This window comes from Streptomyces sp. NPDC048696 (genome assembly GCF_043198895.1).
Classification (GTDB): Bacteria; Actinomycetota; Actinomycetes; order Streptomycetales; family Streptomycetaceae; genus Streptomyces.
The window spans coordinates 73,449-99,933 of sequence record NZ_JBICVJ010000016.1 but is presented as its reverse complement, the minus strand read 5'-3'; the positions used below and the strand labels follow the sequence as shown (position 1 = coordinate 99,933).

Annotated in this window: 20 protein-coding genes; 13 read left to right on the top strand and 7 right to left on the bottom strand. The window is 72.6% G+C overall.

Annotated features, from left to right (window positions below; genetic code table 11):
• Positions 1 to 277 precede the first annotated feature (277 nt).
• From ACGFRG_RS29190 to ACGFRG_RS29170, 5 genes are all read left to right on the top strand, one after another.
• The gene (locus ACGFRG_RS29190) at positions 278 to 1,708 is read left to right on the top strand and encodes a PLP-dependent aminotransferase family protein (RefSeq protein WP_361429556.1); all 1,431 of its coding nucleotides are present in this window, start codon (positions 278 to 280) and stop codon (positions 1,706 to 1,708) included.
• Between the two features lie 45 nt (positions 1,709 to 1,753).
• A complete protein-coding gene (locus ACGFRG_RS29185; RefSeq protein WP_393268671.1) occupies positions 1,754 to 3,559 on the top strand; it encodes an alpha/beta fold hydrolase in 1,806 nt (601 codons plus the stop codon).
• Between the two features lie 399 nt (positions 3,560 to 3,958).
• On the top strand, positions 3,959 to 6,970 hold the full coding sequence (locus ACGFRG_RS29180; protein ID WP_393268668.1) for a BTAD domain-containing putative transcriptional regulator: 3,012 nt from the start codon (positions 3,959 to 3,961) through the stop codon (positions 6,968 to 6,970).
• 70 nt (positions 6,971 to 7,040) lie between these two features.
• On the top strand, positions 7,041 to 7,568 hold the full coding sequence (locus ACGFRG_RS29175) for a SigE family RNA polymerase sigma factor (RefSeq protein ID WP_361429562.1): 528 nt from the start codon (positions 7,041 to 7,043) through the stop codon (positions 7,566 to 7,568).
• A 92-nt stretch (positions 7,569 to 7,660) separates the two neighbouring features.
• Entirely contained in the window at positions 7,661 to 8,899 is a 1,239-nt protein-coding gene (locus ACGFRG_RS29170; RefSeq protein WP_393268665.1) for a hypothetical protein, read from the top strand.
• A 96-nt stretch (positions 8,900 to 8,995) separates the two neighbouring features.
• On the opposite strand, the gene ACGFRG_RS29165 is transcribed toward ACGFRG_RS29170, so the two are convergent.
• Complete coding sequence (locus tag ACGFRG_RS29165; RefSeq protein ID WP_393268662.1) at positions 8,996 to 10,690, bottom strand: bifunctional 3'-5' exonuclease/DNA polymerase; 1,695 nt, start codon at positions 10,688 to 10,690, stop codon at positions 8,996 to 8,998.
• Positions 10,691 to 10,768: 78 nt separating this feature from the next.
• Here ACGFRG_RS29165 and ACGFRG_RS29160 point away from each other — a divergent pair, with 78 nt between their 5' ends.
• A complete protein-coding gene (locus tag ACGFRG_RS29160; RefSeq protein ID WP_393268659.1) occupies positions 10,769 to 11,935 on the top strand; it encodes a DUF2786 domain-containing protein in 1,167 nt (388 codons plus the stop codon).
• 370 nt (positions 11,936 to 12,305) lie between these two features.
• A complete protein-coding gene (locus ACGFRG_RS29155) occupies positions 12,306 to 14,417 on the top strand; it encodes an FUSC family protein (RefSeq protein ID WP_393268656.1) in 2,112 nt (703 codons plus the stop codon).
• A 12-nt stretch (positions 14,418 to 14,429) separates the two neighbouring features.
• Here ACGFRG_RS29155 and ACGFRG_RS29150 read toward each other — a convergent pair whose 3' ends face one another.
• The gene (locus ACGFRG_RS29150; RefSeq protein WP_393268653.1) at positions 14,430 to 14,945 is read right to left on the bottom strand and encodes a hypothetical protein; all 516 of its coding nucleotides are present in this window, start codon (positions 14,943 to 14,945) and stop codon (positions 14,430 to 14,432) included.
• A gap of 306 nt (positions 14,946 to 15,251) precedes the next feature.
• On the opposite strand from ACGFRG_RS29150, the gene ACGFRG_RS29145 reads away from it, so the two are divergent.
• On the top strand, positions 15,252 to 15,491 hold the full coding sequence (locus ACGFRG_RS29145) for a DUF397 domain-containing protein (RefSeq protein WP_361431328.1): 240 nt from the start codon (positions 15,252 to 15,254) through the stop codon (positions 15,489 to 15,491).
• Positions 15,492 to 15,593: 102 nt separating this feature from the next.
• Here ACGFRG_RS29145 and ACGFRG_RS29140 read toward each other — a convergent pair whose 3' ends face one another.
• Entirely contained in the window at positions 15,594 to 16,097 is a 504-nt protein-coding gene (locus ACGFRG_RS29140) for an ATP-binding protein (RefSeq protein WP_361431326.1), read from the bottom strand.
• A gap of 311 nt (positions 16,098 to 16,408) precedes the next feature.
• On the opposite strand from ACGFRG_RS29140, the gene ACGFRG_RS29135 reads away from it, so the two are divergent.
• The 3 genes from ACGFRG_RS29135 (at position 16,409) to ACGFRG_RS29125 (ending at position 19,536) form a co-directional block, all read left to right on the top strand.
• A complete protein-coding gene (locus tag ACGFRG_RS29135) occupies positions 16,409 to 17,272 on the top strand; it encodes a helix-turn-helix transcriptional regulator (RefSeq protein ID WP_361431324.1) in 864 nt (287 codons plus the stop codon).
• Between the two features lie 122 nt (positions 17,273 to 17,394).
• Complete coding sequence (locus tag ACGFRG_RS29130; RefSeq protein WP_393268649.1) at positions 17,395 to 18,852, top strand: aldehyde dehydrogenase family protein; 1,458 nt, start codon at positions 17,395 to 17,397, stop codon at positions 18,850 to 18,852.
• 66 nt (positions 18,853 to 18,918) lie between these two features.
• The gene (locus tag ACGFRG_RS29125) at positions 18,919 to 19,536 is read left to right on the top strand and encodes a PadR family transcriptional regulator (protein ID WP_361431319.1); all 618 of its coding nucleotides are present in this window, start codon (positions 18,919 to 18,921) and stop codon (positions 19,534 to 19,536) included.
• 145 nt (positions 19,537 to 19,681) lie between these two features.
• On the opposite strand, the gene ACGFRG_RS29120 is transcribed toward ACGFRG_RS29125, so the two are convergent.
• Together ACGFRG_RS29120 and ACGFRG_RS29115 are read right to left on the bottom strand one after the other, a co-directional pair.
• Positions 19,682 to 21,109 (bottom strand): glutamate decarboxylase, encoded by a 1,428-nt coding sequence (locus ACGFRG_RS29120; RefSeq protein WP_361431317.1) that lies wholly within the window; start codon positions 21,107 to 21,109, stop codon positions 19,682 to 19,684.
• 61 nt (positions 21,110 to 21,170) lie between these two features.
• On the bottom strand, positions 21,171 to 21,536 hold the full coding sequence (locus ACGFRG_RS29115) for a YbjQ family protein (RefSeq protein ID WP_188272907.1): 366 nt from the start codon (positions 21,534 to 21,536) through the stop codon (positions 21,171 to 21,173).
• Between the two features lie 198 nt (positions 21,537 to 21,734).
• Between ACGFRG_RS29115 and ACGFRG_RS29110 the strand changes: the two genes are divergently transcribed.
• Complete coding sequence (locus tag ACGFRG_RS29110; RefSeq protein WP_361431315.1) at positions 21,735 to 22,436, top strand: VTT domain-containing protein; 702 nt, start codon at positions 21,735 to 21,737, stop codon at positions 22,434 to 22,436.
• Positions 22,437 to 22,612: 176 nt separating this feature from the next.
• On the opposite strand, the gene ACGFRG_RS29105 is transcribed toward ACGFRG_RS29110, so the two are convergent.
• On the bottom strand, positions 22,613 to 24,262 hold the full coding sequence (locus ACGFRG_RS29105) for a threonine/serine exporter family protein (protein WP_393268645.1): 1,650 nt from the start codon (positions 24,260 to 24,262) through the stop codon (positions 22,613 to 22,615).
• Between the two features lie 128 nt (positions 24,263 to 24,390).
• Positions 24,391 to 24,885, bottom strand: a complete 495-nt coding sequence (locus tag ACGFRG_RS29100; RefSeq protein WP_101389400.1) for an inorganic diphosphatase — start codon at positions 24,883 to 24,885, stop codon at positions 24,391 to 24,393.
• A 211-nt stretch (positions 24,886 to 25,096) separates the two neighbouring features.
• Here ACGFRG_RS29100 and dacB point away from each other — a divergent pair, with 211 nt between their 5' ends.
• Entirely contained in the window at positions 25,097 to 26,485 is a 1,389-nt protein-coding gene (gene dacB, locus ACGFRG_RS29095; RefSeq protein ID WP_393268802.1) for a D-alanyl-D-alanine carboxypeptidase/D-alanyl-D-alanine-endopeptidase, read from the top strand.

Below are 26,485 nucleotides of genomic sequence, written 5' to 3'. Positions count from 1 at the left end.
GTGATGCCGCATGGCATGAATGCGATCCTCGGCCCGTGTGCCCCCACCCCAAGGGCTGGGAATCCTGCCATGTTTCCGTCAGACGCGTGGGGCAGTTGGCCAGTACGGCGAGAGCGCGACCCTCACTCAAGTCACGGTGGATTCAGGGGCGTTGAGGCGCCCTCGCGCCGGGCGCGGCGTTCAAGTGTGGACCTTGACCCGGGGCGCGCACCTGGTGTTGTCCCTCGCGCTCCCGCCTAGGGTGGGGCCACGGAGACCAGACGGAAAGCGGGTGGACATGGCGGACTCATGGGTCAATTCCGCCGAGCGGATCGGTACCGACCTCCATGTGGAACTGACCGGATCCGGCAGTCGGCGGGCCGCGCTCATCCATGCGCTGCGCGAGGCAGTACGGGACGGACGGCTCGCGCCCGGGACGCGGCTGCCGCCGTACCGTTCCCTCGCCGCCGACCTGGGTATCGCCCGCAACACCGTGGCCGACGCGTACGCCGAACTCGTCGCCGAGGGCTGGCTGACCGCGCGCCAGGGCTCGGGGACCCGGGTCGCGCCGCGCGCCGAGCCGGTGAAGGCGGCCCGGGTGCCCAAGAAGGTGCCGTACCGGGCCCCCGCGCCCGCGCACCAACTGCGCCAGGGGCAGCCGGACGCCGGATCGTTTCCGCGCGCCGCCTGGCTGTCGGCCGCCCGCCGCGCGCTGGGTGCCGCGCCCAACGAGGCGTTCGGGCCGGGTGATCCGCAGGGGCGCACCGAGCTGCGGCACGCCCTCGCGGGCTACCTCGCGCGCGTGCGCGGCGTACGCACCACCCCCGACCGCATCGTGATCTGCTCCGGCTTCGCCCACGCCCTGCGGCTGCTGTTCGGCGGCGGTGTGCTGCACGGCCCGCTAGCCGTGGAGGCGTACGGACTCGGCTTCCACCGGTCCGTCCTGGCGGCGGCGGGCGTACGTACGGTTCCGGTCGGCCTCGACGAACAGGGCGCACAGGTCGACGAGATCAGGGACCAGGAGCGGTTCAAGGGCGTACGCGCCGCACTCCTCACGCCCGCCCACCAGTTCCCGACCGGCGGCCCGCTGCACCCCGCGCGCCGCGCGGGCGTCGTCGACTGGGCGCGGGCCCGGGGGCGGGTGATCGTGGAGGACGACTACGACGGCGAGTTCCGGTACGACCGCGAGCCCGTCGGGGCCGTGCAGGGGCTCGACCCCGAGCGGGTCGTGTACGTCGGCTCGGTCAGCAAGAGCCTGTCCCCGGCGGTGCGGCTCGGCTGGATGGTGCTGCCGGAACACCTCGTCGGGCCGGTGCTCGCGGTCAAGGGCGAGCGCGAGGCGTGGGCGAGCGTCCTGGACCAGCTCACCCTCGCCGAGTTCATCGAGGGCGGCCACTACGACCGGCATGTGCGGCGGATGCGCCAGCGCTACCGGGGCCGCCGCGACCAGCTCGTGGCAGCCCTCGCCGAACGGGCCCCGCACATCACGGCGACCGGCATCGCGGCCGGTCTGCACGCGGTACTGCGGCTCCCGCCGGGAACCGAGCGCGCCGCGCTGAAGGCCGCGGCCTGGCAGGGGATCGCCCTGGACGGGCTCGCGGAGTTCCGCCATCCGGATACCCCGACGCCGCACCGGGACGGCCTGGTCGTCGGCTACGCCACCCCGCCCGACCACGCCTACCCGGCGGCTCTCGACGCCCTGTGCCGGGCGCTGCCGCCCGCACTGTGAGTTCTAGGGTTTACGGACAGGCAAGCGCAAAAGGGAGTGGCAGAGGTGGCAGAAGTAACCGGCCTCATAGGCGAGTTCGACGGTGAGCGGATCAGCTGCGCGGTCGCCGAGCCGACCGGAGTGATCCCCTCCGTCACCGTCGTCCTGCTCCACGGTGCCGGAATCGGCGACAAGGCGCGGCTCGTCGAACTGGGGGAGGACTTCCGGGTCCGGGGCCACCGCGTCCTCGCTCTCGACTTCTCCGGGCACGGCGAATCCAGCGGGGACCTGGGCGAGTTGAGCCTGGAGCGGCGGTTCCGCCAGGCACGGGCGGCGATCGACGCGTACGTACCGCCGCAGCACAGCCTCGTCCTGACCGGCTTCAGCATGAGCGGTCAGACCGTCGCCGACCTGGCCGCGCACTACGGCTCCCGGGTGGCGGGCATCGGGCTCTGCGCGCCCGCCGTGTACGCCGACGAGGCGTGGTCCGAGCGGTTCGGGGTGGAGCCGGGTGCGCCCGGAACGCCGCCGGGGGCGCCCGTCTCCCGCTTCACCGAGATCATCCGTACGCCCGACAGCTGGCGCGACTGCCGCGCCCTGGACGTCCTGCGGTCGCTGCGCACGCGCGCGGTGCTGGCCGTACCGGCCGTGGACGAGATCATTCCGTACGCCGTCACCGAGGCGGTCGCGACCGCGCTGGCCTGCGACAACGAGCCCCGCTTCAGCCGCCTGACCTTCGAGGGGGCGCATCACCGCCTGGGGATGTGGTTCCGCGAGAACCCCGTCGAGCGCGCCCGGTTCGTGGACGCCGTCCTCGACGACCTGGGCGCGGACGGCTGGGAGCTGACCCGGGCGTGGGTCGACAAGAACCTGCCGGAGGGCGAGCGCGTACGGGACGCGGTGGCGCTGCGGGGCGGCTGGACGTCCCAGATGCGTCTCGTACGTACGGAGGCCGAAGGCAGCGGCCTACGTACGGAGGACGAAGGCGACGGCCTACGGATGGAGGCCGAAGGCAGCGGCACGGGACAGCGAGCCGAAGGGAACGGCACGGGACAGCGAGCCGAAGGCGACCGCGCCGAGCGGCAATTGGTCCTGCGGTCCTTCGCCAAGCCGTTCTACCGCCGCCACGCACCCGGCCTCCTCGCGCGCGAGGCCGCGGTGCTCACGCTCCTGGCGGACACGGACGTCCCCGCGCCCGCCCTGCTCGCGGCCGACCCGCACGGCGCGCACTGCGACCACCCGTCCCTGCTCATGACCCGCCTGGAGGGCGAGGTGCGCCTGGACGAGGACGGCCTGGACCACCGGATCCCGCTCCTCGCAAGCCAGTTGGCGCTGATCCACCGGGTACGGGCCGAGGGCCCCGACCGCCCCCGCGCGTACGAGCCCTGGACCGCACCCGACCGCGTCCGCATCCCGGCCGCCACCCACCGCCCCGACGTCTGGCACCGGGCGGTCGACGTCCTGCGCCAGGACCCGCCCCCGTACCAGGGACGTTTCCTGCACCGCGACTTCCACCCCGGAAACGTGCTGTTCAGCGGCGCGGGCGAGCAGACGCGGATCACCGGCGTCGTCGACTGGGTCGAGACATCCTGGGGCCCGGCCGACCTGGACGTGGCCCACTGCGCGACAGCCCTGGCCCTGCTGCACGGCGTACACGCGGCAACGAAGTTTCGCCACCACTACGCGACCGAATCCGCTCACGTCGCCCAAAGCACCCCGTACTGGCTCCTATTGGACGCCCTCACCTACGCCCCGGACGCGGTAAAACTGGCCACTCCATGGCGAACCCTGGGCCGAACGGATCTGACGCAGGAGGTGTTGGGGGCAAGGCTGGAGGAGTATGTGACGGCGATTGTCGACGGCCACCTCTGACCGGCCCGCAGGCCGCACACCGACACCTGGCGCGGCCCAAAGGTTGTACGCCCACGTAAAATTGCCGCAAAGAAGCCCGACCGCCGCAAGCGGTCATCTCGGCCCTCGGACGGCCGGGGCAACAGCCGAGGACGGACGAGATCCCCGGGCACCGCCTAGAGGCGCCCGAGGATCTCTCTGTCCTTCGGTCCCGGCCGGACGGTGACACTCCCCCGAGTGTGGGCATCCACCGAGCACCGGCTGGCCGGAACCGATGCACTGATCAAACCAGGCGGCACCAACAGATCGCTAACATGTGGCCAACGGTCAACGGTCATGAGGGCAGCCGCTGGACGGTCGATGGGGCAACCGGTGGAGGTCGGTGTGTGCATTCGGTTCGGCCTTCTCGGACCATTGACCGTGCGCGGGGAGCCGGTCGGAAGTGGCAAGATCCGGTCCCTGCTCACCGCCCTGCTGATGCGGCCGGGCCGGGTCGTCCCGATCGAGGACCTGAAACTGGCGCTGTGGGGCGACGAACCGCCCGCGTCCGCCACCGCGTCGCTGCACAACCATGTCGCCCGGCTGCGGCGGCTGCTGGGCGGTGAGGACCGGGTGCGGGCCGTGCCGCCGGGGTACGCCCTGCGGGTCGACCCGGGCGAGCTCGACGCCCAGGTCTTCGAGGCCCACGCGCGCGTGGCGCTCGCCGCGTACAACACGGGTGACTGGACGGTGGTGGCCGAGGAGAGCGCCGCCGCCCTCGCGCTGTGGCGCGGCGCGCCGCTCGGCGGCCTCTACGACCCGGCCGACGGCGAGCCCGCCCTCGTGCAGCGGCTCGGCGAGACCAGACTCCTGGTCCTGGAGTGGAAGTACGAGGCGGAGCTGCGGCTCGGCCGCCATGAGGGGATCGGGCCGGAACTGGCGGCGCTGACCGGGGAGTTCCCGCTGCGGGAGGCGTTCCACCGGCAGTTGATGCTGGTGCTGCACCGCACCGGGCGCCAGGCCGAGGCGCTGGCCGTGCACCAGCGGCTGCGCCGCACCCTGGTGGAGGAGCTGGGGGTCGACCCGGGCCCCGCCGTCCAGGAGGCGTACCAGGAGATCCTGCGCGAGCCCGCCCGGCCCGTCGAGCTGCCCGCACCGGCCCAACTCCCGCCGGGACCCGCCCACTTCACCGGGCGCGCCGATGTGGTGGCCGCGCTGCGCACCGCGCTGACCGGGCGCCGGGACGGGGAGGCCGTCGCGTCCCCGCAGGCCGTGGACCGCGCGGGCGAGCTCGCCGGAGTGGTGCGCGCCGGATGCGCACCGGCCGGATCGGGCTACCCCGCCGCCTTCGCCGCCCTGTCCGCGCTCGCCGGTCCGGGCGTGCCGGTGCTCGCCGGAAGCCGCGGCGCGGCCCGGCCCGGCCCCGTGAGCGCGCCGAGCGCCGCCCCGCTCGCCGTGGTCACCGGCATGGCCGGGGTCGGCAAGAGCGCGCTCGCCCTGCATGTGGCGCACACGCTGCGCGAGGAGTTCCCGGACGGGCAGCTCTATCTGAACCTGCGCGGCGCGACCCCCGGCCTCGCCCCGCTGCCGCCGATCCAGGCGCTCGCCGCGCTGCTCAGCGCGCTCGGCGTCGACTCCCGGCAGGTCCCGGACGTGCCCGACGCGGCCGCCGCCCTGCTGCGCTCCCGCCTCGCCCCGACCCGTACGCTCCTCGTCCTCGACGACGCGGCCTCGGCCGCGCAGGTGCGGCCGCTGCTGCCCGCCGGGGACGGCTGCGCGGTGGTCGTCACCAGCCGTTCGCCGCTGGCCGCGCTGGACGGCGCGACCCGCTTCCCGCTCACCCCGATGACCCCGGCGGAGAGCCTGGGGCTGCTGCGGGCCGTCTCCGGGCGCCAACTGCCCGACGGCGCGGCCCGGTTGGTCGAGCTGTGCGGGCGTCTCCCGCTGGCGCTGCGGGTCGCGGCGGCCCGGCTCGCCGCCCGCAGCGCGCTCAGCCCCGACGCGCTCGCCGGGCTGCTCGACGCCGAGGACGGGCGGCTGGACCACCTGGAGTACGACGACCTGAGCGTGCGGCGCTCGCTGGCCGTCGCGCTCGGCGCGCTCGACCCGGACGCGGCGCTCGCGCTGCGCCGCCTGGGCGCGCTCGACCTGCCCGCGTACGAAGTCCCGGTCGTCGCCCGGCTGATGGGGTGCGACGAGCAGCGGACCGGGGCCGCGCTCGACCGGCTGGTCGAGGTGGCGCTCCTGGAGGAGATCTCGTACGGCCGTTACGCGCCGCACGACCTGGTACGGGACTTCGCCCGCGAGCTGGCCGGGCAGGACGGGGAGCGCGAGGAGGCCGTCGAGCGCGCCCTGCGCTGGTACGCCGAGGCGGCCCGGCAGAGCAGCCTGGTGCTCGCCCCGCCCGACCGCGAGGGCCCGGCGCGGGTCCCGGACCCGGTCGGCGACGCGGCGCCGTTCCAGGACGTCGAGGCCGCGCTTGCCTGGGGCGACCGCGAGATGCCCGCCGTCCTCACCCTGACCGAGCGGTACGCGCGCACGTCGCCGACCGTGTTCCTGCTGGTCCGGGCGTACTTCAGCCATCTGCAGTACCGGGGCAGATACGGCGCGCTGCGCCACCTCAACCGGTTCGTCCTGACCGCCGCGCGCGCGTGCGGCGACCGGGTGGCCCAGGCGCACGCCATCGGCGACCTGGCCGGCGCGCACTTCCTGGGCAGCCGGATCGAGGAGGCGCTCGCCCTCAACGACGAGGCGATCGCGCTCTGGCAGGAGCTCGGCGAGCGGCAGCGCACCCAGCGCACCCTCGCCAACCGGGGCATGCTCCTGGAGCGCCTGGGCCGCCACGCCGAGGCCGCCGAGCCGCTGGAGCGGAGCCTGGCGCTGACCCGTGAGCTCGACGACGCGTACGGCGAGGCGATCATCCTCAGCCATCTCGGCAACCTCCATGAGCACACCGACGCGCGCGTGGCCATCGGCTACCACGAGCGCAGCCTCGCCGCCGGGCGCCGCATCGGCAGCGACCTGCTGACGCACACCGCCCACTGCAACATCGGCTACGCGCACATCACGCTCGGCGAATGGGCCCAGGGCGTCGTCCACTTCGAGGACGCGCTGCGCGTCCTCGGCGAGAACGGCGACTGGCACGGCCGCTCCCAGTCCGGCGTGGGCCTGGTCCGGGTGCTCGGCGAACTGGGCCGCGTCGACGAGGCGTTCACCACCTGCACGGTCCTCATCGACCAGGCGAGCGAGCGCTGCGACTGCTACACCGAGGGCCTGGCCCGCCGCGAGTACGGGCGCCTGGAGCACGCGCGCGGGCGCGTCGCCGAGGCGCGCGCCCAGTGGCGCCTGGCCCTGACGGCTCTGGAGGGCCGCGACCCCAAGGCGCACGCGGAGGTCGAGGCGCTGCTCGCGGCCCTGGACCGGCACGGCGACGAGGCCGCAGAACTCGTGTGAAACATTTCGCGACCCCCGTCGCGTCAGTGAGGTGTAGGGGCGGGAAGCGGCACGGGGGTCGGGGGAGGGCATGAGAAAGCCGGGGCAGTCCAGGCAGTCGCGCGCGGAGGAGTTCATGGAGTTCGCGGCCGGCCGCGCGAACCACCTCTTCCGCTCCGCCTGCCTGCTGACCAGCGGAGACGTCCACCTCGCCGAGGACCTGGTGCAGGAGACGCTGGGCCGGATGTACGCGCTGTGGGGCCGGACCTCCCGGATCGACAACCCCGCGGGCTACGCCCAGACCGTTCTCGTACGGACGTTTCTCACCCATCGGCGGCGGCGCTCGGCCACCGAACGCCCCCTGGGCGAGCTGCCGGACTGTGCCGAGCGCGGCGGCGAGGACCCGGCGCTGCGCCTCGCGCTGCTCGACGCGCTCGGCCGCCTCGCGCCCAAGGACCGGGCGGTGGTGGTGCTGCGGTACTGGGAGGACCGCAGCGTCGAGGACACGGCGGACGCGATGCACGTCAGCTCGGCCGCCGTCCGCACCCGCTCGGTGCGCGCGCTGGCCAAACTCCGCGAGCACCTGGGCGGCACCCTCGCGGAGCTGTCCGCGCACTGACCACGGCACTCGACGCACTGAGTACGGCATTCGATCATCACGGGGCTTCGACCACGGGGCTTCGGTCACGACGTAAGGAGTGGGGTCCCACCATGCCTTTTGAAGACCAGCTCGGCGAGGCGATGCGCCGCACCGGCGACAGTTTCGATCCGCAGGACCGCAGCGCGCTGCTCGACCGGAGCCTGCGCAGCGGCCGCCGCCGGTTGGCCCGCAGGCGGGCGGCCACGGTGACCGGGAGCGTGGTGGCGCTCGCGGCGGTGGGCTTCGGCGGCGCCTGGGCGGGCGGACTGACCGACGGCTCGTCCGGCGGCTCCAGCTCCGGCTCCGGCGCGACCGCGCCTGTGGCGGCGCCGCCGAAGCCCTCGCTCCCCGACGGGGTGGTGGTCACCTCCGACCAGATGATCAAGAACCTCAAGGCGCTGCTTCCGCCCGGGAAGACCAGCCAGGAGACGGGCCGGGGCACGGGCCCGGGCGACACGTTCGCCTCGCCGACCGCGTCGGTCGTCCTCGACGACGGCAAGGGCGCGGCGGCCGTCGGGATCGCGCTGAGCACGGTCGACCCCGCGGGCCAGAGCGCCGCGCAGTTCGTGACCTGCCCGTCCAAGGCGATCGTGGACTACGACCAGTGCGCGGCCGAGGTGCTGCCGGACGGCTCCAAGTACATGTTCCTGCAGGGGTACGAGTACCCCGACCGCCACGAGGAGACCAAGAACTGGCGGGCCACGCTGCTCACGCCGAAGGGCGTACTGGTGGACGCGAGCGAGTACAACGCGCCCGCCGAGAAGGGCGCCACGGTCAGCCGGGTCAACCCGCCGCTGACCGGGGAGCGGATGAAGGCGCTGGTCACCGCCGAGGTGTGGAAGCAGGTCATGGCGGGCGCGAAGGTGCCGAGCCGGGAGCGGGTGCCGCACGACGAGCCGAGCGCGGCGGCGATGCAGCGGGAGCTGACCGCCTCGATGCCGAAGGGGCTCACGGTCGAGGACAAGGGCGGCCAGAGCGGCTACGCGTTCGTGGTCGTGAACGACGGCAAGGGCAAGAGCCTCGTCGAGATCAACGTCCAGCCCGGGATGAAGGACGTACCGCTCCCGGAACCCGTGTCGACCCTGCCCGACGGCACCCGGGTGGGCGAGGACAAGCGCCCGGGCGAGAAGGGCGGCGCGGGTGTGGTGTGGTGGACGGTCGACTCGGTCCGCTCGACGGGCCTGCGGGTGGTCGTCAGCGCGTTCAACACGGGCAACCAGAACTCCCCGGCCACGCGTGAGGCCCCCGCCCTGACGATGGCTCAGCTGAGGGCGATAGCGCTGGACAAGAAGTGGGCGATGCTGAGGTAGGTGTTGGGGGGCCCGAAGGGCCCGCTTGAGGGGCGCGGGGAACTGCGCGACCAGCCCCCACCGACCCGCACCCGAAACCCGCACCTCAGCGATGCGTCACTTCGCCTCGGAGTACCGCTCCACCACCGCCGTGGTGAACGGAAACCGAACGGGCGTGTCCCCGAAGGCGATCCGCCCGGCCAGCTCACCCGCCGAGCGGATCGCCGTCACCACAGCCGCCGCCTCCTCGCGAGGACAGTGCACGATCACCTCGTCGTGCTGGAAGAAGACGAGCTCGGCCCGCATCCCGGCGGCCGAGAGCTCCTGGCGGAGCGCGGCGAGGAGCAGCAGCGCCCAGTCGGCGGCGCTGCCCTGGACGACGAAGTTACGGGTGAACCGGCCCCGGGCGCGCGCGTTGCTCGACGCGTGGCCCGGGGTGAACTCGCCGTCCTGTGAGGGAAGTTCGCCGCCCTCCTGGGGCAGCCCCGCCTCGCCGTCCTCGCCCGCACCGGCCGCCGGCGGACTGGTCCGCCCGAGCCACGTCCGTACGAGTCGGCCCTCCTCGCCCGCCTTCGCCGCGTCGTCGACGTACGCCACGGCCTTCGGGAAGCGGCGGCGCAGCGCGGCGAGGTTCTTCAGGCCGTCGCCGGACGTCTGGCCGTAGATCGCGCCGAGCAGCGCGATCTTCGCGTGCTCGCGGTCGCCGGAGAACGCGCGGTCGGACAGCGATGTGTACAGGTCGCCGTCGTGACCGGCCACCTCCATCAGCCCCGGGTCGCGGGAGATGGCGGCGAGCACGCGCGGCTCCATCTGGTCGGCGTCCGCGACCACCAGCCGCCAGCCCTCGTCGGCGACGACCGCCTGCCGTATGACCTTGGGGATCTGCAGGGCGCCCCCGCCGTTGGTGGTCCACCGGCCGCTCACCGTGCCGCCCGGGGTGTACTCCGGGCGGAAGCGGCCGTCGCGCACCCAGTCCTGCAGCCAGCTCCAGCCGTGCGCGGTCCAGATCCGGTAGAGCTTCTTGTACGCGACCAGCGGCGCGACGGCCGGGTGGTCGATCTCCTCCAGCGCCCATCGCCGGGTCGAGGTGATACGGATCCCGGCCTCCGCGAACGCCTTGATGACGTCGGCGGGCAGATCGGGCCGCACCCGGCGGCCGAACGCGGCCGACACCTCGTCCGCGAGCTCGGCCAGACGCCGGGGCTCGCCACCGCCCGCGTACCGCTCGCCGAGCAGGCCGTGCAGCACCTCGCGGTGCACGTCCGCGCGCCAGGGCAGGCCCGCCCGGTTCATCTCCGCCGCGACCAGCGTCCCGGCGGACTCGGACGCGGTGAGCAGCCGCATCCGGCCGGGGTGCGCCGCCGCGTCGTGCCGCCTGTGCTGGTCCGCGTACACCTCGACCAGCGCCTCCAGCGGCGGGGAGGTGCCGCTCGGCGGCTCGAAGAGCGGGGACTGGCGGCCGGGCTCGGCGGCCCGGGCGGGCGGATCCGGCGGCACCGGGAGGCGGTGCAGCCGGGCCCACGCGGCCGCCGCCGAACGCGGCTCGCCGAGCCGCCCCTCGTGGCCCAGGAGCAGCAGTTCGGCGGCCTCGATGTCGTAACACCGCTCGACGCGCGCGCCCGCGGCGAGCAGGCGCGGATAGATGTCGGCGGTCGATCGCCACACCCAGCGCGTCACCTCGGGCCGCGACCGCACGGCGGCCGCCAGGTCGCCCTCGTGCACCACGGCCCCCTCGGGCAGCCCGTCCCGCCCGAGGGCGACGAGCCGCGCGCCGCCGTCCTCGGTGGGGTCGATTGCCCACTTTCCGTCCACGAGTGCGAGTGTGACACCGGGCACTGACAATGCCCTGGTGAGCGCGGCGCGCACGGATACGCAAAGGGAGACACTTCGATGTCAGCGGGGCACGCGGGGGGAACGACGGTCGAGCGGGCGCTGGCCGCGGCGCTGTACGCGCAGACGGACGCGGGCCTGGACACGGGCGCCTCGCTGCTGGCCGCCGACCCGTCCTGCGACACGGAACTCGCCCTGCGGGGCCATGACTTGATCACTCAGGCGTGGGAGCGGGGCTGGCAGCCGGCGGATGTGATCCGGATGGTCCGCCGCGAACTGGCGGAGCCGCACGTACGGCTGGCGGGCGAGCTCGTACGCGTACAGCTGGGGCGGTACGCGCAGGTGCCGCCGCGCTGGCGGGAGCAGGTGGACGCGCTCGCCGAGCCGGAGCCGTCCGGCCGGGCGGAGGACCGCTTCACGCGCGCGACGACCGTGCTGGAGCTCTACCGGCTGCTGCTGCGGCTGCCCGCGATCGAGCCGGTGGGGCCGGTGCCGGGCGCCACCGTGCACGCGCCGCCGCCGCACGGCGAGCCGAAGGCGCTGACGCGGATCCGGGCGCTGCTGGTGAAGGCGGAACGGACCGAGTTCCCGGACGAGGCGGAGGCGCTGAGCGCCAAGGCGCAGGAGCTGATGGCGCTGCACAGCATCGACGAGGCGGTGCTCGCGGCGGGCGGGCGGAGCGCGGACGGGCCGGGGGCGTGCCGGATCGGGGTGGACGCGCCGTACGAGACGTCCAAGGCGATCCTGCTCGACGCGGTCGCCTCGGCCAACCACTGCCGCGCGGTGTGGAACGGCGAGCTCGGCTTCTCCACGGTCGTCGGCTTCGAACCCGACCTGGAGGCGGTGGAGCTGCTCTACACCTCGCTCCTCGTGCAGGGGACGGCGGCGATGACGCGCGCGGAGGCCGCGCAGCGGGCGGGTGGGCGCAAGCGCACGAAGACGTTCCGCCAGTCGTTCCTGCTGGCCTACGCGCACCGTCTGGGCGACCTGCTCGCGGCCACGGCCCGGCAGGTGGAGGAGTCCGCCGAACGCGCCGACGACAGCCTCCTCCCGGTGCTCGCCACGCGCGCGGTGGCGGTCGCCGACCGCGCGGACGAGATGTTTCCGCGGACGGTGCGGGCGCGGGTGCGGGGGGCGACGGATGCGGCGGGGTGGCAGGACGGCACGGCTGCGGCGGACCGCGCCCACCGCACCCCGTCCCGGGGCGCGCTCCCCCCAACCCCCTGACGGCCACTGCTCGGGCTGCGCCCCGAACCCCGTTTCCGCCTGCGGCGGTTGTCGTTTCGTCTGCGACCCGGTGGGGGCTGGTCGCTCCCCCAAGTTCTCGACTCCGCTCGAACAGGGGGGACCCCCATCGCGGCGGAGCCGCATATGTCACAGCCCCGCGCCCCTACAGGAGGGCCCGAAGGGCCCATCTAAGGGGCGCGGGGAACTGCGCGAGCAACCCAGCACGGTCCGCAGCCGAAGGGGTGCAGGGGCCGCAGGCCCCGCCCAGGGGTCCGGGGGCGGAGCCCCCGGGAGACCACCCTTACCCCCGCCCACCCCCCGGAGGGTTGAGGGAACGGGCGGGGTGGGGGAGATGTCCTAGGCTCTGGCCATGGCCTGGGTCAGTTCGATCAAGCACACCGCCCGCTCGGGCCTGACCGTGGAGCGCAGGCGGCTGGAGCCGGCCATCGCCCTGCGCGGCGCGGCAGGACTGGCCCTCGTCGTCGGGGCAAGCCTCGTACTGCTCGGCCCGACCGCAGCCGTCAGCTCCGCCTTCGGCGCCCTCCAGGCGGCCGTCGCCACCTTCCAGCGCAGCTGGCGCCCCCGCCCCGTACTGGCCCTGGCATCCGGCGCCAGCCTCGCGCTCTCCACCTTCCTCGGCTACCTCGTCGGCGCCCACTCCCCGTTCTTCCTGCTCCTGCTCGCCGCGTGGACGTTCGCGTCGGGACTGGCCTGGGCCGTCGGCCCGACCGTGGGCATCATCGCGTCCTCGAACGTCGCGATCATGCTCGTCACCGTCACCCTCCCCACCGACCTCGCGACCGCCGCCGGCCACGCCGCGATGATCGCGCTCGGCGGGGTCGTGCAGGCCGCGCTCATCGTGCTGGTCCCGGTACGCCGCTGGGGCGCCCAGCGCGACGCGCTCGCCGACGCCCTCGCCGCCGAGGCCGACTACGCCCGCAGGCTCCGGCACGACCCCCGCGCCCCGTTCGACCCCGAGCCCCTGATGACCGCCCGCCTCGCCGCCGCCGTCACGCCCCGGGAGGCCCGTCGCCGCCCGGCCCAGCTGCACGGCACCCGGGGCGTCGCCGAGCGGATCCGCCCGGTCCTGGCCTCGCTCGCCGACCCGGCGCTGGGCGTGCCGGACGAGGGCCCCGAGCGCGACCGGGTGCGCGAACTGCTCGGCGCCGCCGCCTCCGTGCTCGACGCGGCCGCCCGCGCCATCCGGCACGGCGTGGCCGTCGACATCCCCGCCCCCGCCGAGGCCGCGCTGCGTACGCCCGACACCGGCGCGATCCTCTCCGGCCCCGCCTACCGCGCCGCGACCCGGCTGACCGCGCTGCTCGGCGACGTGGTGGAGACGGCCGCGGGCACCGCAGGCGCCGGGTCCGAGCCCTTGCTGCGGCCCACCCTGCCCCGCCTCGTCCCGCTCGCCCTGCGCACCATGCGTACGGAATGCGGCCGCCGCGACTCCCCGGTCTTCCGGCACGCGGTGCGCGTCACCGCGGTCGCCGCCGCCGGATATCTGCTGGCCAAGGCCCTGCCGCTGGGCCACGGCTACTGGGCGCCGATGGCTTCCGTCATGGTGATGCGCCCGGACTTCTCCCAGACGTACTCGCGCGCGGTCGCCCGCTTCGGCGGCACCCTCGTCGGCGTCGCCCTGGCCACCGGGATCGTGCGGCTCACTCACCCCGGCACCGCGCTCTCCGCCGCCCTCGCGGTGCTCTGCGCGTTCCTGATGTATCTGCTGATGCGTACGGGATACGCGGCGGCCAGCGCCTGCGTGTCCGCGTATGTGGTCTTCCTGCTCGGCATGGGCGGGCTGCGCTGGACGCAGACCGTGCCCGACCGGGTGCTGCTCACCCTGCTCGGCGGTCTGCTCGCGATGGCCTCGTACGCCCTGTACCCGGCCTGGGAGACGCCCCGGCTGCGCACCCGGCTCGCCGACTGGCTGGCCGCCTGCGGGCGGTACGCGGCCGCCGTCGTCACCCGCTACGCCGACCCCGCGGCCCCCGCCGACGAGGTGCGCCGGGCGCTGCTCGCCACCCGCGCGGCCCGGATCGCCTGGCAGGAGGCGCACGACCGCGCCACCCACGAGCCCGTACGCCACCGGGGCCTGTCCCGCGCCGCCGCCGAGGAAGCCGCGCACGCGGTGAGCCAGTTGGGCCGGATCGCGATGCTGATGGAGGCGCATGTGCCGGAGAGGGGCGCGACCCCGGTCCCGGCCGCCGCCGCGTACGCCGACGCGCTGCGCCGCGCCACCGAGGGGGGCGCGAAGGCGGTACGGGAGCGGCGCGTCCCGGCCTGGGACGAGGTCGAGCGGGCGCTGGCGGCGTGGGACGGGGAGGGCGTTCCGGACCGCGTCGTACGCAAGGGAGCGGGTCTGCTGCTCCGCTCCCTGGACGACTTCTCCGAAGCGCTCACCGCGCCCGCCCCGCCGATGTCCGTGAAGGACGCCGAACCGTCCGGCAGTTCCGGCAGTTCCGGGAGTTCGGGAACCTAGACGGGGCCAGGATCAGGGCGTCGGCAGCCCGGTCGTCGGCACGCTGGTCGGGAGCTTGCCGTCCAGCGCCGACTTGGCGAACTTGTCCGTCGTCCCGCTCTCCCACTTGACGGTGAGCGTCTTGCCGTCCGCGCTCAGCTTGGGCATGCCCGCGACGCGTTCGGTGTTGCCGTCCGCGCACTTGAGCTCGATCATCGCCATGCCGTTGTCGTTGACCTTGCCGGTGCACGTGTGCTCGCCGCCGAGCGCCACGGTCGTCCCGCTGATCACCAGAGCGGTGGGCTTGCCGTTCGCGATCGTCGCCCAGGCCCCGGCGATGTCCTTGGCGCTCACCTTGGCGCTGTCACCGCCGCTCTGGCCGCCGCCGCTCTGGCCGCCGCCGCTGCCGCTGGGGCTCGCGCTCTGCGTGCCGCCGGTGTTCTTGTCCTTGGGCTTGTCGCCGCCGCTGCTTGAGCTGGAGCACCCGGCCAGGGCGAGACAGGCGGCCAGCGCCACGGCGCCCGCCCCGGTACGTACATGCCTGCGCACTGCGAAATCCCCTTGCTTCCACGCTTCCCGGACCGCGACAAGCTACCAGCCAGTGGCCTTCACCACGTTGCTCCCGCCGTCGCCCGGTGGTTTGAACCAGAGGGGCCCGGCAGGCGTCTCTTCTTAGGGGAAGGGCCCGCGCTCGTACGCCGTGGACGTGCCCCGGAGCGTACGCGAAATGACTGTAACGGCCCGAGCACCCCGCGTGCACGTGCATATGCTCATGCAGACGCATGTGAACACGGCTATGATCCGGGGCAGTTGACCTTTCACAGATGTACGTCTGCACATCCCCCGGGAGCGACCTTGCACCACGCGTACAACGGCATGGCGGCAACAGAGCTTCACGGTGTCGTCTGGCAGAAGAGCCGGCACAGCAACTCCCAGGGAACCTGTGTGGAGTTCGCCAGGCTGTCGGGAGGAAGGGTCGCCGTCCGCAACTCGACGTTTCCGGACGGACCCGCGCTGGTCTACACCCGGGCGGAGATCGAGGCGATGCTCCTCGGCATCAAGGACGGCGAGTTCGACCACCTGATCGTGGACTGATCAGCCGCCGATTGATCCATTTGTCGTACGAAGCAAAGAAAACCGGCCGCCCCCGCGCGGGACGGCCGGTTCAGTCGGGTCAGTCAGTACTGCGCGGTGCTCTCACTCGACCGGCTGGAGCCGGAACAAGGCCCAGACCACCTTGCCGCTCAGCGTGCCGGTGAGCGGGTGCCAGCCCCAGGAGTCGCTGAACGAGTCGACCAGGAACAGGCCGCGCCCCGACTCCGCGTCGCAGTCGTCCGAGCCGGGCGAGGACGGGCTGTCCACACTGGGGTCGCGCACCGCGCACACCAGCCGGCTGGTCCAGCGCATCAGATGCAGCCGCACGGGCGGCGCGTCCGGCTCGCGGGCGGTGTCGGCGGGCAGCGCGTGGCGCAGGGCGTTGGTGACGAGTTCCGAGACGACCAGGGCCACTTCGTCGAACCGCTCCGTCAGGTCCCACTGGCCGAGTGTCTTCTTGGTGAACTGTCTGGCGCCGCGCACCGCTTCATAGCGGGCGGGCAGCGCACAGGAGGCGGAACTGGCCACGGCGGACGGGTCGATGGGCGGGAGGGCCTGCCTTAAAGGCTCCAACGGCTCCAGCATGGTCGATCCATTCGTCCCCATGCGAGGCACTCCCGGGATTCGCGGCCGTGGCGGTACAGGCGAACGTGGCGTACAGCAGAACAGAACGCAGGACACAGCAGGACACAAGACGAGCACGCAGGTGCGCGGGGACCATGGTTCCGAATGCCCGCTCCTGATGCAAGGGCAGATGCACGTGCACGCGCCGGACCTGTCCAACCCCGTGGTGATTGTTGCTCATTTCTTCCCGAGGCCGATTTCTGAGCTTGACCATTTCCGTAATCGATTGAGTACGGGGTGAAGCGTTTTGGTGGCAGACTGCCGTGCACCGTCGGTTGGGGAGGGACAGCGAAGTGACCGCAGGAGAGTCGAGCGGGTCGGTGGTCCGGCGCATTCTGCTGGGCTCACAGCTCAGGCGCCTGCGCGAGTCCCGGGGCATCACCCGTGAGGCCGCCGGGTATTCGATCAGGGCGTCCGAGTCGAAGATCAGTCGTATGGAGTTGGGGCGGGTGAGCTTCAAGGCAAGGGATGTCGAAGACCTGCTGACGCTCTACGGGGTCACCGACGACGCCGAGCGCGCGTCGCTCCTGGGGCTGGCGAAAGAGGCCAACATCGCGGGATGGTGGCACAGTTACGGCGACGTGCTGCCCGGCTGGTTCCAGACGTACATCGGTCTGGAGGGGGCGGCCTCGCTCATCCGGATCTACGAAGTGCAGTTCGTGCACGGCCTGTTGCAGACCGAGGCGTACGCGCACGCCGTCGTCAAGCGCGGCATGCCGAACGGGTCGCACGCGGAGATCGACCGCCGCGTGGCCCTGCGCCTGGAGCGCCAGAAGGCCCTCGTCTCCGAGCGCGCCCCGAAGTTCCACGCGGTGCTCGACGAGGCCGCGCTGCGCCGCCCGTACGGCGAACGGGACGTGATGCGCGGCCAGTTGAAACATCTCATCGAGGTGTCCGAGCAGCCGAACGTGACCCTCCAGGTCATGCCGTTCAGCTTCGGCGGCCACGCGGGCGAGAGCGGGGCGTTCACCTTGCTGCGCTTCCCCGAGTCGGACCTCTCCGACATCGTGTACCTGGAGCAGCTCACCAGCTCGCTCTACCTGGACAAGCCCGAGGAGGTCGCCCAGTACGAAAGGGCGATGGAACGCCTCCAGAAGGACAGCCCGGGGCCCGAGGAGAGCCGCGATCTTCTCCGTGGACTACTCCAACTCATCTGATACGTCAGTACGATGACGTCACATCAGGGTTGTGCACCAGAAGCGGGGGACACAGTGGACGCGACGACGAACCCGTTCGCGACGGACACGGTGGCGGCGCAGTGGCAGCAGTAAGGGATGGCATGTCCTTCTTCACCGACCTGGCCCACCAGTACATCGACGGCGAGTGGCGCACCGGCAGTGGGTCCTGGGACATCATCGACTTCGATCCGTACAACGGGGAGAAGCTCGCAGCCATCACGGTCGCCACGGTGGACGAGGTCGACCAGGCCTATCGCGCGGCCGAGCGGGCCCAGACCGGCTGGGGCGCGACCAACCCCTACAGCCGAAGACTGGTCTTCGAGCGCGCCCTGCGGATCACCGAGGAGCGCGAGTCCGAGATCGTCGAGGCCATCGTCACCGAACTGGGCGGCACCCGCCTCAAGGCCGGTTACGAGGTGCACCTCGCCAAGGAGTTCCTGCGCGAGGCGATACAGCTGGCGATACGCCCCGAGGGCCGCATCCTGCCCTCCCCGGTCGACGGCAAGGAGAACCGCGTCTACCGGCTGCCGGTCGGCGTCGTCGGGGTGATAAGCCCCTTCAACTTCCCGTTCCTGGTGACGATGAAGTCGGTCGCACCCGCCCTCGCGCTCGGCAACGCCGTCGTCATCAAGCCGAATCAGAACGCGCCGGTGGTCGGCGGCGGGCTCATCGCCAAGATCTTCGAGGACGCGGGTCTGCCCGCCGGGCTGCTGAACGTGCTGGTCACGGATATCGCCGAGATCGGCGACGCGCTGATAGAGCACCCGGTGCCCAAGGTGATCTCGTTCGCGGGCTCCGACCGCACCGGCCGCCATGTGGCCGCCGTCGCGGGCAGCCACTTCAAGCGGGCGATCCTCGAACTCAGCGGCAACAGCGCGCTGGTGGTCCTTGAGGACGCGGACATCGACTACGCGGTCGAGGCGGCGGTTTTCAGTCGTTTCGTGTACCAGGGGCAGGTCTGCATGGCCGCCAACCGGGTGCTGGTGGACCGCAGCATCGAGCAGAAGTTCACCGAGAAGTTCGTCGCGCGCGTGCTGGCCCTGAAGACCGGCGACCCGTCCGACCCGGCGACCGACATCGGCCCGGTGATCAACAACTTCCAGGCGGACGCGCTGACCTCACTGGTCGAACAGGCCGTCGCCGAGGGCGCCACCGCACTCGTACGGGGCCGCACGCGCGGCAACCTCGTCGAGCCGACCGTCCTGACCGGCCTGCCCGACGACTCCCCGCTGCTGCGCCAGGAGATCTTCGGCCCGGTGGTGCTGCTGCTCTCCTTCGACGGCGAGGAGGAGGGGGTACGGATGGCCAACGACAGCCCGTACGGACTGAGCGGCGCCGTCCACACCGCCAACGTGGAGCGCGGTGTGCGGTTCGCGAAGCGGATCGTCACCGGGATGATCCACGTCAACGACTCCACGATCCAGGACGAGCCGCTGGTGTCGTTCGGCGGCGAGAAGTACTCGGGCCTCGGCCGCCTCAACGGCGACTCGACGATCGAGGCGTTCACGACGCAGAAGTGGATCTCGGTCCAGCACGGGAGGAGCCGCTTCCCGTTCTGAGTGCGACTGCGGAGGCGTCCGAGGTTGTCCGCGGGGGCCCGTGCCCGGGGGCATAGCCTGGAACGCATGTCGACGATCCGCCTCCTCGTGCTCGGCGCGGTCCGCCAGCACGGGCGGGCGCACGGGTACCAGGTCCGCAACGACCTGGAGTACTGGGGCGCCCACGAGTGGTCCAACGCCAAGCCCGGTTCGATCTACCACGCGCTGAAGCAGATGGCGAAGCAGGGCGTGCTGCACGCCCATGAGACCGCCCCGAGCACGGCGGGCGGCCCGCCCCGCACCGAGTACGAGCTGACGGACGCCGGCCGCGAGGAGTTCCTGAAACTCCTGCGTACGGCGCTGACGTCGTACGACCAGAAGATGGACCTCCTGTCGGCGGCCATCGGCTTCATGGTCGACCTCCCGCGCGACGAGGTGGTGGCGCTCCTGCGCGTACGCCTGGAGAAACTGGCGGCATGGCGCATCTCGGTGACCGACTACTACACCCCGGCGGACGGCCCCCAGTCGCTGGGCCACATCGGCGAGATCATGAACATGTGGCTCCACTCGGCGGACGCGGACGCGGAATGGACCCGAGGCCTGATCACCCGAATCGAGTCCGGCGCGTACGTCTTCGCGGGGGAGGGCGCCCCGTTCGTGGGCGTACTGGGCGAGGACGAGGAAAACCCGTACGCGAGCACTTGAGGGCCACCGGGGCTCCGCCGGGCGGTCGCGACCAGCCCCACCGGCTCGCAGACCAAAGCGCACCCGATAAGGGGCGCGGGGAACTGCGCGACCAGCCCAAGACGGCCCGCAGCCAAACGACCACGCCCCCCGCCGAGCGCGCGGCTCAGTGGTGGAACGCGGTAGCCACCGACTCATCCCGGTCCAAAGGACCGGACTGCCGCCGCAGCTCCGGCAGCAACCGCCCCAGATCCTCCACCAGCATCGCCGCAAGGTCGGAAGAGAACCCGTTGCGGCACACGACCCGCAACACCGACAGATCCTCCCGGTTGGGCGGGAACGTATACGCGGGCACCAGCCACCCCCGCTCCCGCAGCCGCCGCGACACATCGAACACGTCGTACCGCTTCACCTCCGCGGCCGTCGTGAACGCGAACACCGGCAACTCGTCGCCCCGCGTGAGCAGTTCGAAGTCCCCCAGCGCCTCCACCTCCGCCGCCAGCGTCCGCGCGACGTCCCGCGTGGTCTGCTGCACCGCCCGGAACCCCTCCCGCCCCAGCCGCAGGAACGTGTAGTACTGCGCGACCACCTGCGCCCCCGGCCGCGAGAAGTTCAGCGCGAACGTGGGCATGTCGCCGCCCAGATAGTTCACCCGGAACACCAGCTCCTCCGGGAGCTCCGCCGCCGAACGCCACAGCGCCCAGCCCACCCCGGGGTACACGAGCCCGTACTTGTGCCCCGACGTATTGATCGACGAGACCCTGGGCAGCCGGAAGTCCCACACCAGGTCCTCGTCCAGGAAGGGCGCCACCATCGCCCCGGACGCGCCGTCCACATGGACCGGCACATCCAACCCCGTACGCTCCTGCAACGCGTCGAGCGCCGCGCAGAGTTCCCCGATCGGCTCGTACGATCCGTCGAAGGTCGAGCCGAGCACACCGACCACGCCGATCGTGTTCTCGTCGCAGAGCTCGGCCGCGGCCTGCGGGTCGAGGTGGAAGCGGCCGCCCTCCATCGGGACCTGGCGCGCCTCGACCTCCCAGAAGGCGCAGAACTTCTCCCAGCAGACCTGGACGTTGACGCCCATCACCAGGTTGGGACGGGCGTCCCGGCCGGGATAGCGGTCCGCGTTCTTCTTCGCCCAGCGCCGCTTCAGGGCCATCCCGGCCAGCATGCACGCCTCGCTCGACCCCGTCGTCGAGCAGCCGACCGCCCCGGCCGGGTCCGGCGCGTGCCACAGATCCGCGAGCATCGCCACGCACCGCCGCTCCAGCTCGGCCGTACGCGGGTACTCGTCCTTGTCGATCATGTTCTTGTCGCGGCACTCCGCCATCAGCACCGTGGCCTGCGGCTCCATCCAGGTGGTGACGAAAGTGGCCAGATTCAGCCGGGAGTTGCCGTCCAGCATCAACTCGTCATGGACGATCTGGTACGCCGTCGACGGGACCATCGGCCGGTCCGGCAGCCGGTGCCGGGGCGGCGCGGACGTCATGGAGCCGACCGGGTCGGCGTCCCCGTAGAACGGGTTGAGGGCGAGCCGCCCGCCCTCCTTGTCGCGCTCCTGGTCCTTGTCGCCGCCTCGGTGCAGCGCCATGTCCGGTCCTTTCGGGTAGCTCCGCTCGGCTCGGCCGGGTTCGGCCCGTGATCCCCTCGCGTCAGAGCTTCGTGATCACCACGGCCGTCCCGTACGCGCAGACCTCCGTGCCGACGTCGGCCGCCTCCGTGACGTCGAAGCGCATCATGAGGACCGCGTTCGCCCCACGCGCGCGTGCCTGCTCCACCAGCCGCTCCATGGCCTGGTTCCGGGTCTGCACCAGGGTCTTCGTCAGCCCCTTCAGCTCACCGCCGATCATCGACTTCAGGCCGGCCCCGATCTGGCTGCCGATGTGCCGGGAGCGCACGGTGAGGCCGAAGACCTCGCCGATGACCTGCTGGACCTGATAGCCGGGTACGTCGTTCGTGGTCACGACCAGTACGTCGGACTGCGCACCCTGCCCGCCGCCGAAATCCTCGATGCCCATCTTCGTCTTCCTCCTGGGGGTCCTGCCGGGGTCCTGCGGGGAGATCCTGGGACACAGCTTTGTACCGGTCAGAGCACAGCGCATCCCCAGGCGCACTCCGGAACCTGGATTGAGCCGAACGCGTTGATAACTTTGGCCCGTCAACGCGCGCTTACGCACTTGTCGCCTCCCTACCCCTGACCCAGGAGCCCGGAACCCGTGACCAACCTCGCACTCGGTCCGAGCTGGCTGGACCCCGACCAGTTGCTGACGTCCTTCGGGCTGGCCGGTCTGCTGGTGATCGTCTTCGCCGAGTCGGGCCTGCTCATCGGCTTCTTCCTGCCGGGCGACTCGCTGCTCTTCACCACCGGCCTGCTGGTCACCACCGGCAAGATCGGCACCCCGTTGTGGCTGGTGTGCCTGCTGGTCGTGGCCGCGGCCGTGCTCGGCGACCAGGTGGGCTATCTGTTCGGCCGCAAGGTCGGCCCGTCCCTGTTCAACCGGCCGGACTCCAAGCTGTTCAAGCAGGAGAACGTGGAGAAGGCCCACGAGTTCTTCGAGAAGTACGGCCCGAAGTCCCTGGTCCTGGCCCGCTTCGTACCGATCGTCCGGACCTTCACGCCGATCATCGCGGGCGTGAGCCGGATGAACTACCGCTCCTTCATCACGTTCAACCTGATCGGCGGCGCGCTGTGGGGCGCGGGCGTGACGCTGCTGGGCGCGGCGCTGGGCAACGTCGAGTTCGTCCACAAGAACATCGAGCTGATGCTGGTCGCGATCGTGCTGATCTCGGTGATCCCGATCGCGATCGAGTTCCTACGGGCCCGCGGCAAGGCGAAGAAGGCGGGCCCGGGAGCCCAGGCCCGGTCGGAGACGACGCAGCCCCGCCCGCCGCAGCGCAGGCGGCACGCGAAGCGCTGACGCGCGCGTATGTCGGGCCGGGCAACCTTGTGGCTGCTCGTGCGGTACTGGGCGCCCTACAGGGGCGCGGGGCTGTGACATTTGCGGCTCCGCCGCGGTGGGGGTCCCCCCTGTTCGAGCGGAGTCGAGAGCTTGGGGGAGCGACCAGCCCACGACGGCCCGCAGTCGAACGACCGTCAGAAACCCCGCGTCCGCTTGGCCGCCCGCCGGGCCTCCGCTCCCGGCGCCTTCAGGAACATCCGGGACATCTCGCTCCCGAGATTCACCCCGATGGCGATGGCCATCGCCAGCGCCGCCGCCTTGGCGATACTGGCAAGCCCCACGTCACGGTGGTTCTGCGCGATCGCAAGGACGCCGAAGTACGTGGCACTACCGGGCAGCAACGGCCCGATCGCCGCCGTCACGTACGGCAGCGCGGACGTGTTGCGGTAGCGCGCGAGCAGCTGCCCGAACAGGCCGACGAGCCCCGCCGCCACCGCCGTCGCCATGATCGGCGACCCCTTCGCGGTGACCGCGATCGACGCGTAGATCACCCAGGCGATCCCGCCGTTCACCGTCGCGATCCACACGGTGGATCGTTCCTGCTGGAGCAGTACGGCGAAGGTCAGGCACAGCACCATCGACGCGAGCGTCTGCACGACGGGCCGTTCGATGGGGCTCAGCGCCCCCTCCGGGTTCAGCTTGGCGTCGACCTGGAGCCCCCCGTACAACACGGTGAGCACGCCGATCACGATCGCCACGAAGAAGTAGGCGACCTCCAGGAGGCGGGCCGAGGCGGTGATGTAGAAGCCGGTCAGGCCGTCCTGGACGGCAGCCACGAGCGCCCGCCCGGGGATCAGGGCGAAGAGCCCACCGGTGATCACCGCCGAGGGCCGCAGATCCCAGCCGAGCAGGCTGAGCGCCACACCCATCGCCGCCGGGGGCATCGCCGCCACCACGAACTGGTAGAACTCCGGCAGCCCGCGCGCCGCGCACAGCCAGGCGAGCCGGTCGCCGAGGATCGCGCCGGCCGCCGCCACCAGGAACACCGTCACGCCGCCGCCGACCAGCACCGAGGCCGCACCGGCCAGGCCGCCCGCCGCGGTGGTGAGGACCCAGCCGGGGTACGGGTGCCGGTTGCGGCGGATCTCGGCGAGGCGGCGGTAGGCCTCCTCCAGCGAGACGTCGTGCTCCTCGGCGTTGGTCATGTCCGTGACGAGGCGGTGCACGGCCGCGAGCCGCGTGTAGTCGGTGCCCCGGCGGCGTACCGTCCGGTTCGCCGTGACCGGGTCCTCCACCAGCGACGGCTGATGCGTGATCGACAGCAGCGTGAAGGTCACCGTCGGCTCGCAGCGGTCCAGGCCGTACGAGCGGCAGATGGCGAACATCGCCGCCTCGACGTCCTCCGCGCCCTCCCCGCCCGCGAGCAGCAGCTCGCCGATACGCAGGGTCAGGTCCAGCACGCGCGGCACGGCGGGGCCGGTCTCGTCGGAGCGCTGGGGCGACTCGGGCACCGGCCGCTCGCCCACCGGCATCCGCAGCATGGTGCGCATCCGGTCCTGCCAGGGCGCGTCCTTGGAGAGCCGCACCAGCGGCAGCCCGGCGGTGGTGATCAGCGCGGACGGCGCCTCGCGGGCCGAGTAGGTGCTCGGGGGCGCGAAGGCGGAGGCGGGCTGCTCGGTGACGGGCTCGGGCTCGGGGACACCGGCGGGCAGGGCGAACTCGGAGGTCGGCGCGTCCTCCTCCGGCGGTGCGGGCTGCTCCACCCCCTCGGGGGGCGAGAACGCGCTGCGCGCCTCGTCGGACGGTGGCTTGCGGTCCTCGGCCCCGGCCTGCTGCTCAGCCACCCCGTGCCTCCCTCCAGCCCCTTCAGTACGTATGCGTGTGCCCAGTATGTGGGCGCGCATGACCACATACGACAGCGGGCGGCGCACCCCGGAAGGTGCACCGCCCGCTGTGGTGGATCAAAGGCGCGTCAGTGCGCGCCGCCCTGCGCCTCAAGGCGCTTGTAGGAGGCCTTGATCTCCTCCTCGGCCTCGGCGCGGCCGACCCAGTTGGCGCCCTCGACGGACTTGCCGGGCTCCAGGTCCTTGTAGACCTCGAAGAAGTGCTGGATCTCCAGGCGGTCGAACTCGGACACGTGGTGGATGTCGCGCAGGTGCTCCACGCGCGGGTCCGAGGCCGGCACGCAGAGCAGCTTGTCGTCGCCGCCCGCCTCGTCGGTCATGCGGAACATGCCGATGGCGCGGCAGCGGATGAGGCAGCCCGGGAAGGTCGGCTCGTCCAGGATGACCAGCGCGTCCAGCGGGTCGCCGTCCTCGCCGAGGGTGTTCTCGACGAAGCCGTAGTCGGCCGGGTAGCTGGTCGAGGTGAAGAGTCGACGGTCCAGGCGGATCCGGCCGGTCTCGTGGTCCACCTCGTACTTGTTCCGCGAACCCTTCGGGATCTCGATGGTGACGTCGAACTCCACGGGTGGCTCTCCTCCATGATCAGCACATGCTGTGACGGTTCCTGCGTCCCCCGGGCGGACCCGGGACACTCAGCCGGATGGGCCGCCGGTGCTGACCCGGTGTGCCATGTTCGCGGCAAGACGCAGTTCTGGTGATTAAGTGTCCCTCACGCAGGTGTGTGATCGCGAAAGGGGCTGGTCCTCGGTGCCGGGACCCAAGACGTGGCAGCTCATGGCGGGTGCCGCTGCCGCAGGCCTGGCACTGGCGGCCGGAGCGGTGGCTGCGGCCGGTCCATGGGACTCCGGCCAGCGTACGGCCGAGCGCGTCCGGGCCGGCGCCCGTGAGCGGACAGGTGGCGCACATCACGGCCAGGCGCCCCCCGCACCGGCGCCCGCGCCCAGTGCGAGGGGCGTGCTCGCCGCGTTGAGCGCCCCTGCGGGCGCCTCTGAGGACGGGCTGCCCCAGGCGCTCGCCCCGCTGCTGAACGCGCCGGGCCTCGGCCCGCAGCCCGCCGCGGCCGTGTTCGATACCGCGACCGGCAAGCAGCTCTACGGGGAGCGCGCGGACGCCGCCATGACGCCCGCCTCCACCGTCAAGATCGCCACCGCTGTCGCCGCGCTCTCCGCCCTCGGCCCCGACCACCGGATCGCGACGACCGTCGTGGCCCCGGCCGACGGCCGGACGCTCACCCTCGTCGGCGGCGGCGACCCCACGCTCGACAAGGACGGCCTGCGCGCCCTGGCGGACACCACCGCGCGCGTGCTGCGCGGCCGGGGCGTCACCGAGGCGGCCCTCACGTACGACGTCTCGCGCTACAGCGGCCCCGAGACGCATCCCATCGGCCCGAACGAGAACCTCGCCCCGGTCGTCGCGCTGATGACCGGCGAGGGGCGTACGGACGGCTCCGACAGCGGGCCCGCGCCGCGCACGGGGGACCCGGCCGGGGACACCGCCCGTACGTTCGCGGCGCTGCTCAAGGAGCGGGGGATCACGGCCGCCGCGCCCCGGCCCGCCGCGGCCCCGCAGGGCGCCGCCGAGGTCGCCCGCACGCTGTCGGCGCCGCTGTCCTCGCTGGTCGAGCGGATGCTGACGAACAGCGACAACGACATCGCCGAGGCGCTGGCCCGCCAGACGGCCGTCGCGGCCGGGCAGCCCGCCTCCTTCGAGGGCGCCTCGCGCGCGGTCGCCGACCGGCTCGCCAAGCTGGACCTGCCGCAGGCCGCCGCCGCCCGGTTCGCCGACGGCAGCGGTCTCGACCGCGACGACAAGGTCACCGCCGAGCTGCTGACCCGGCTCCTCGCGCGCGCCGCCGACCCGGGCCGTCCGGAGCTGCGCCCGGTCCTGACGGGGCTGCCGGTCGCCGGGTTCACCGGCACCCTGCGCGCCCGCTTCGGCGCGGGCTCGTCCGGCACGGGCCTGGTCCGCGCCAAGACCGGCACGCTCTCCGGCGTCAACACCCTCGCCGGTACGGTCGTCGACGCCGACGGCCATCTCCTGGCGTTCGCCTTCCTGGCCGCGAACACCCCGGGCCCCGACCCTGCCCAGCGCGCCCTCGACCGGCTGGCCGCGCGCCTCGCCGGATGCGGCTGCCGCAGCGGCTCGCCGAGCCCCGCGTCGTAA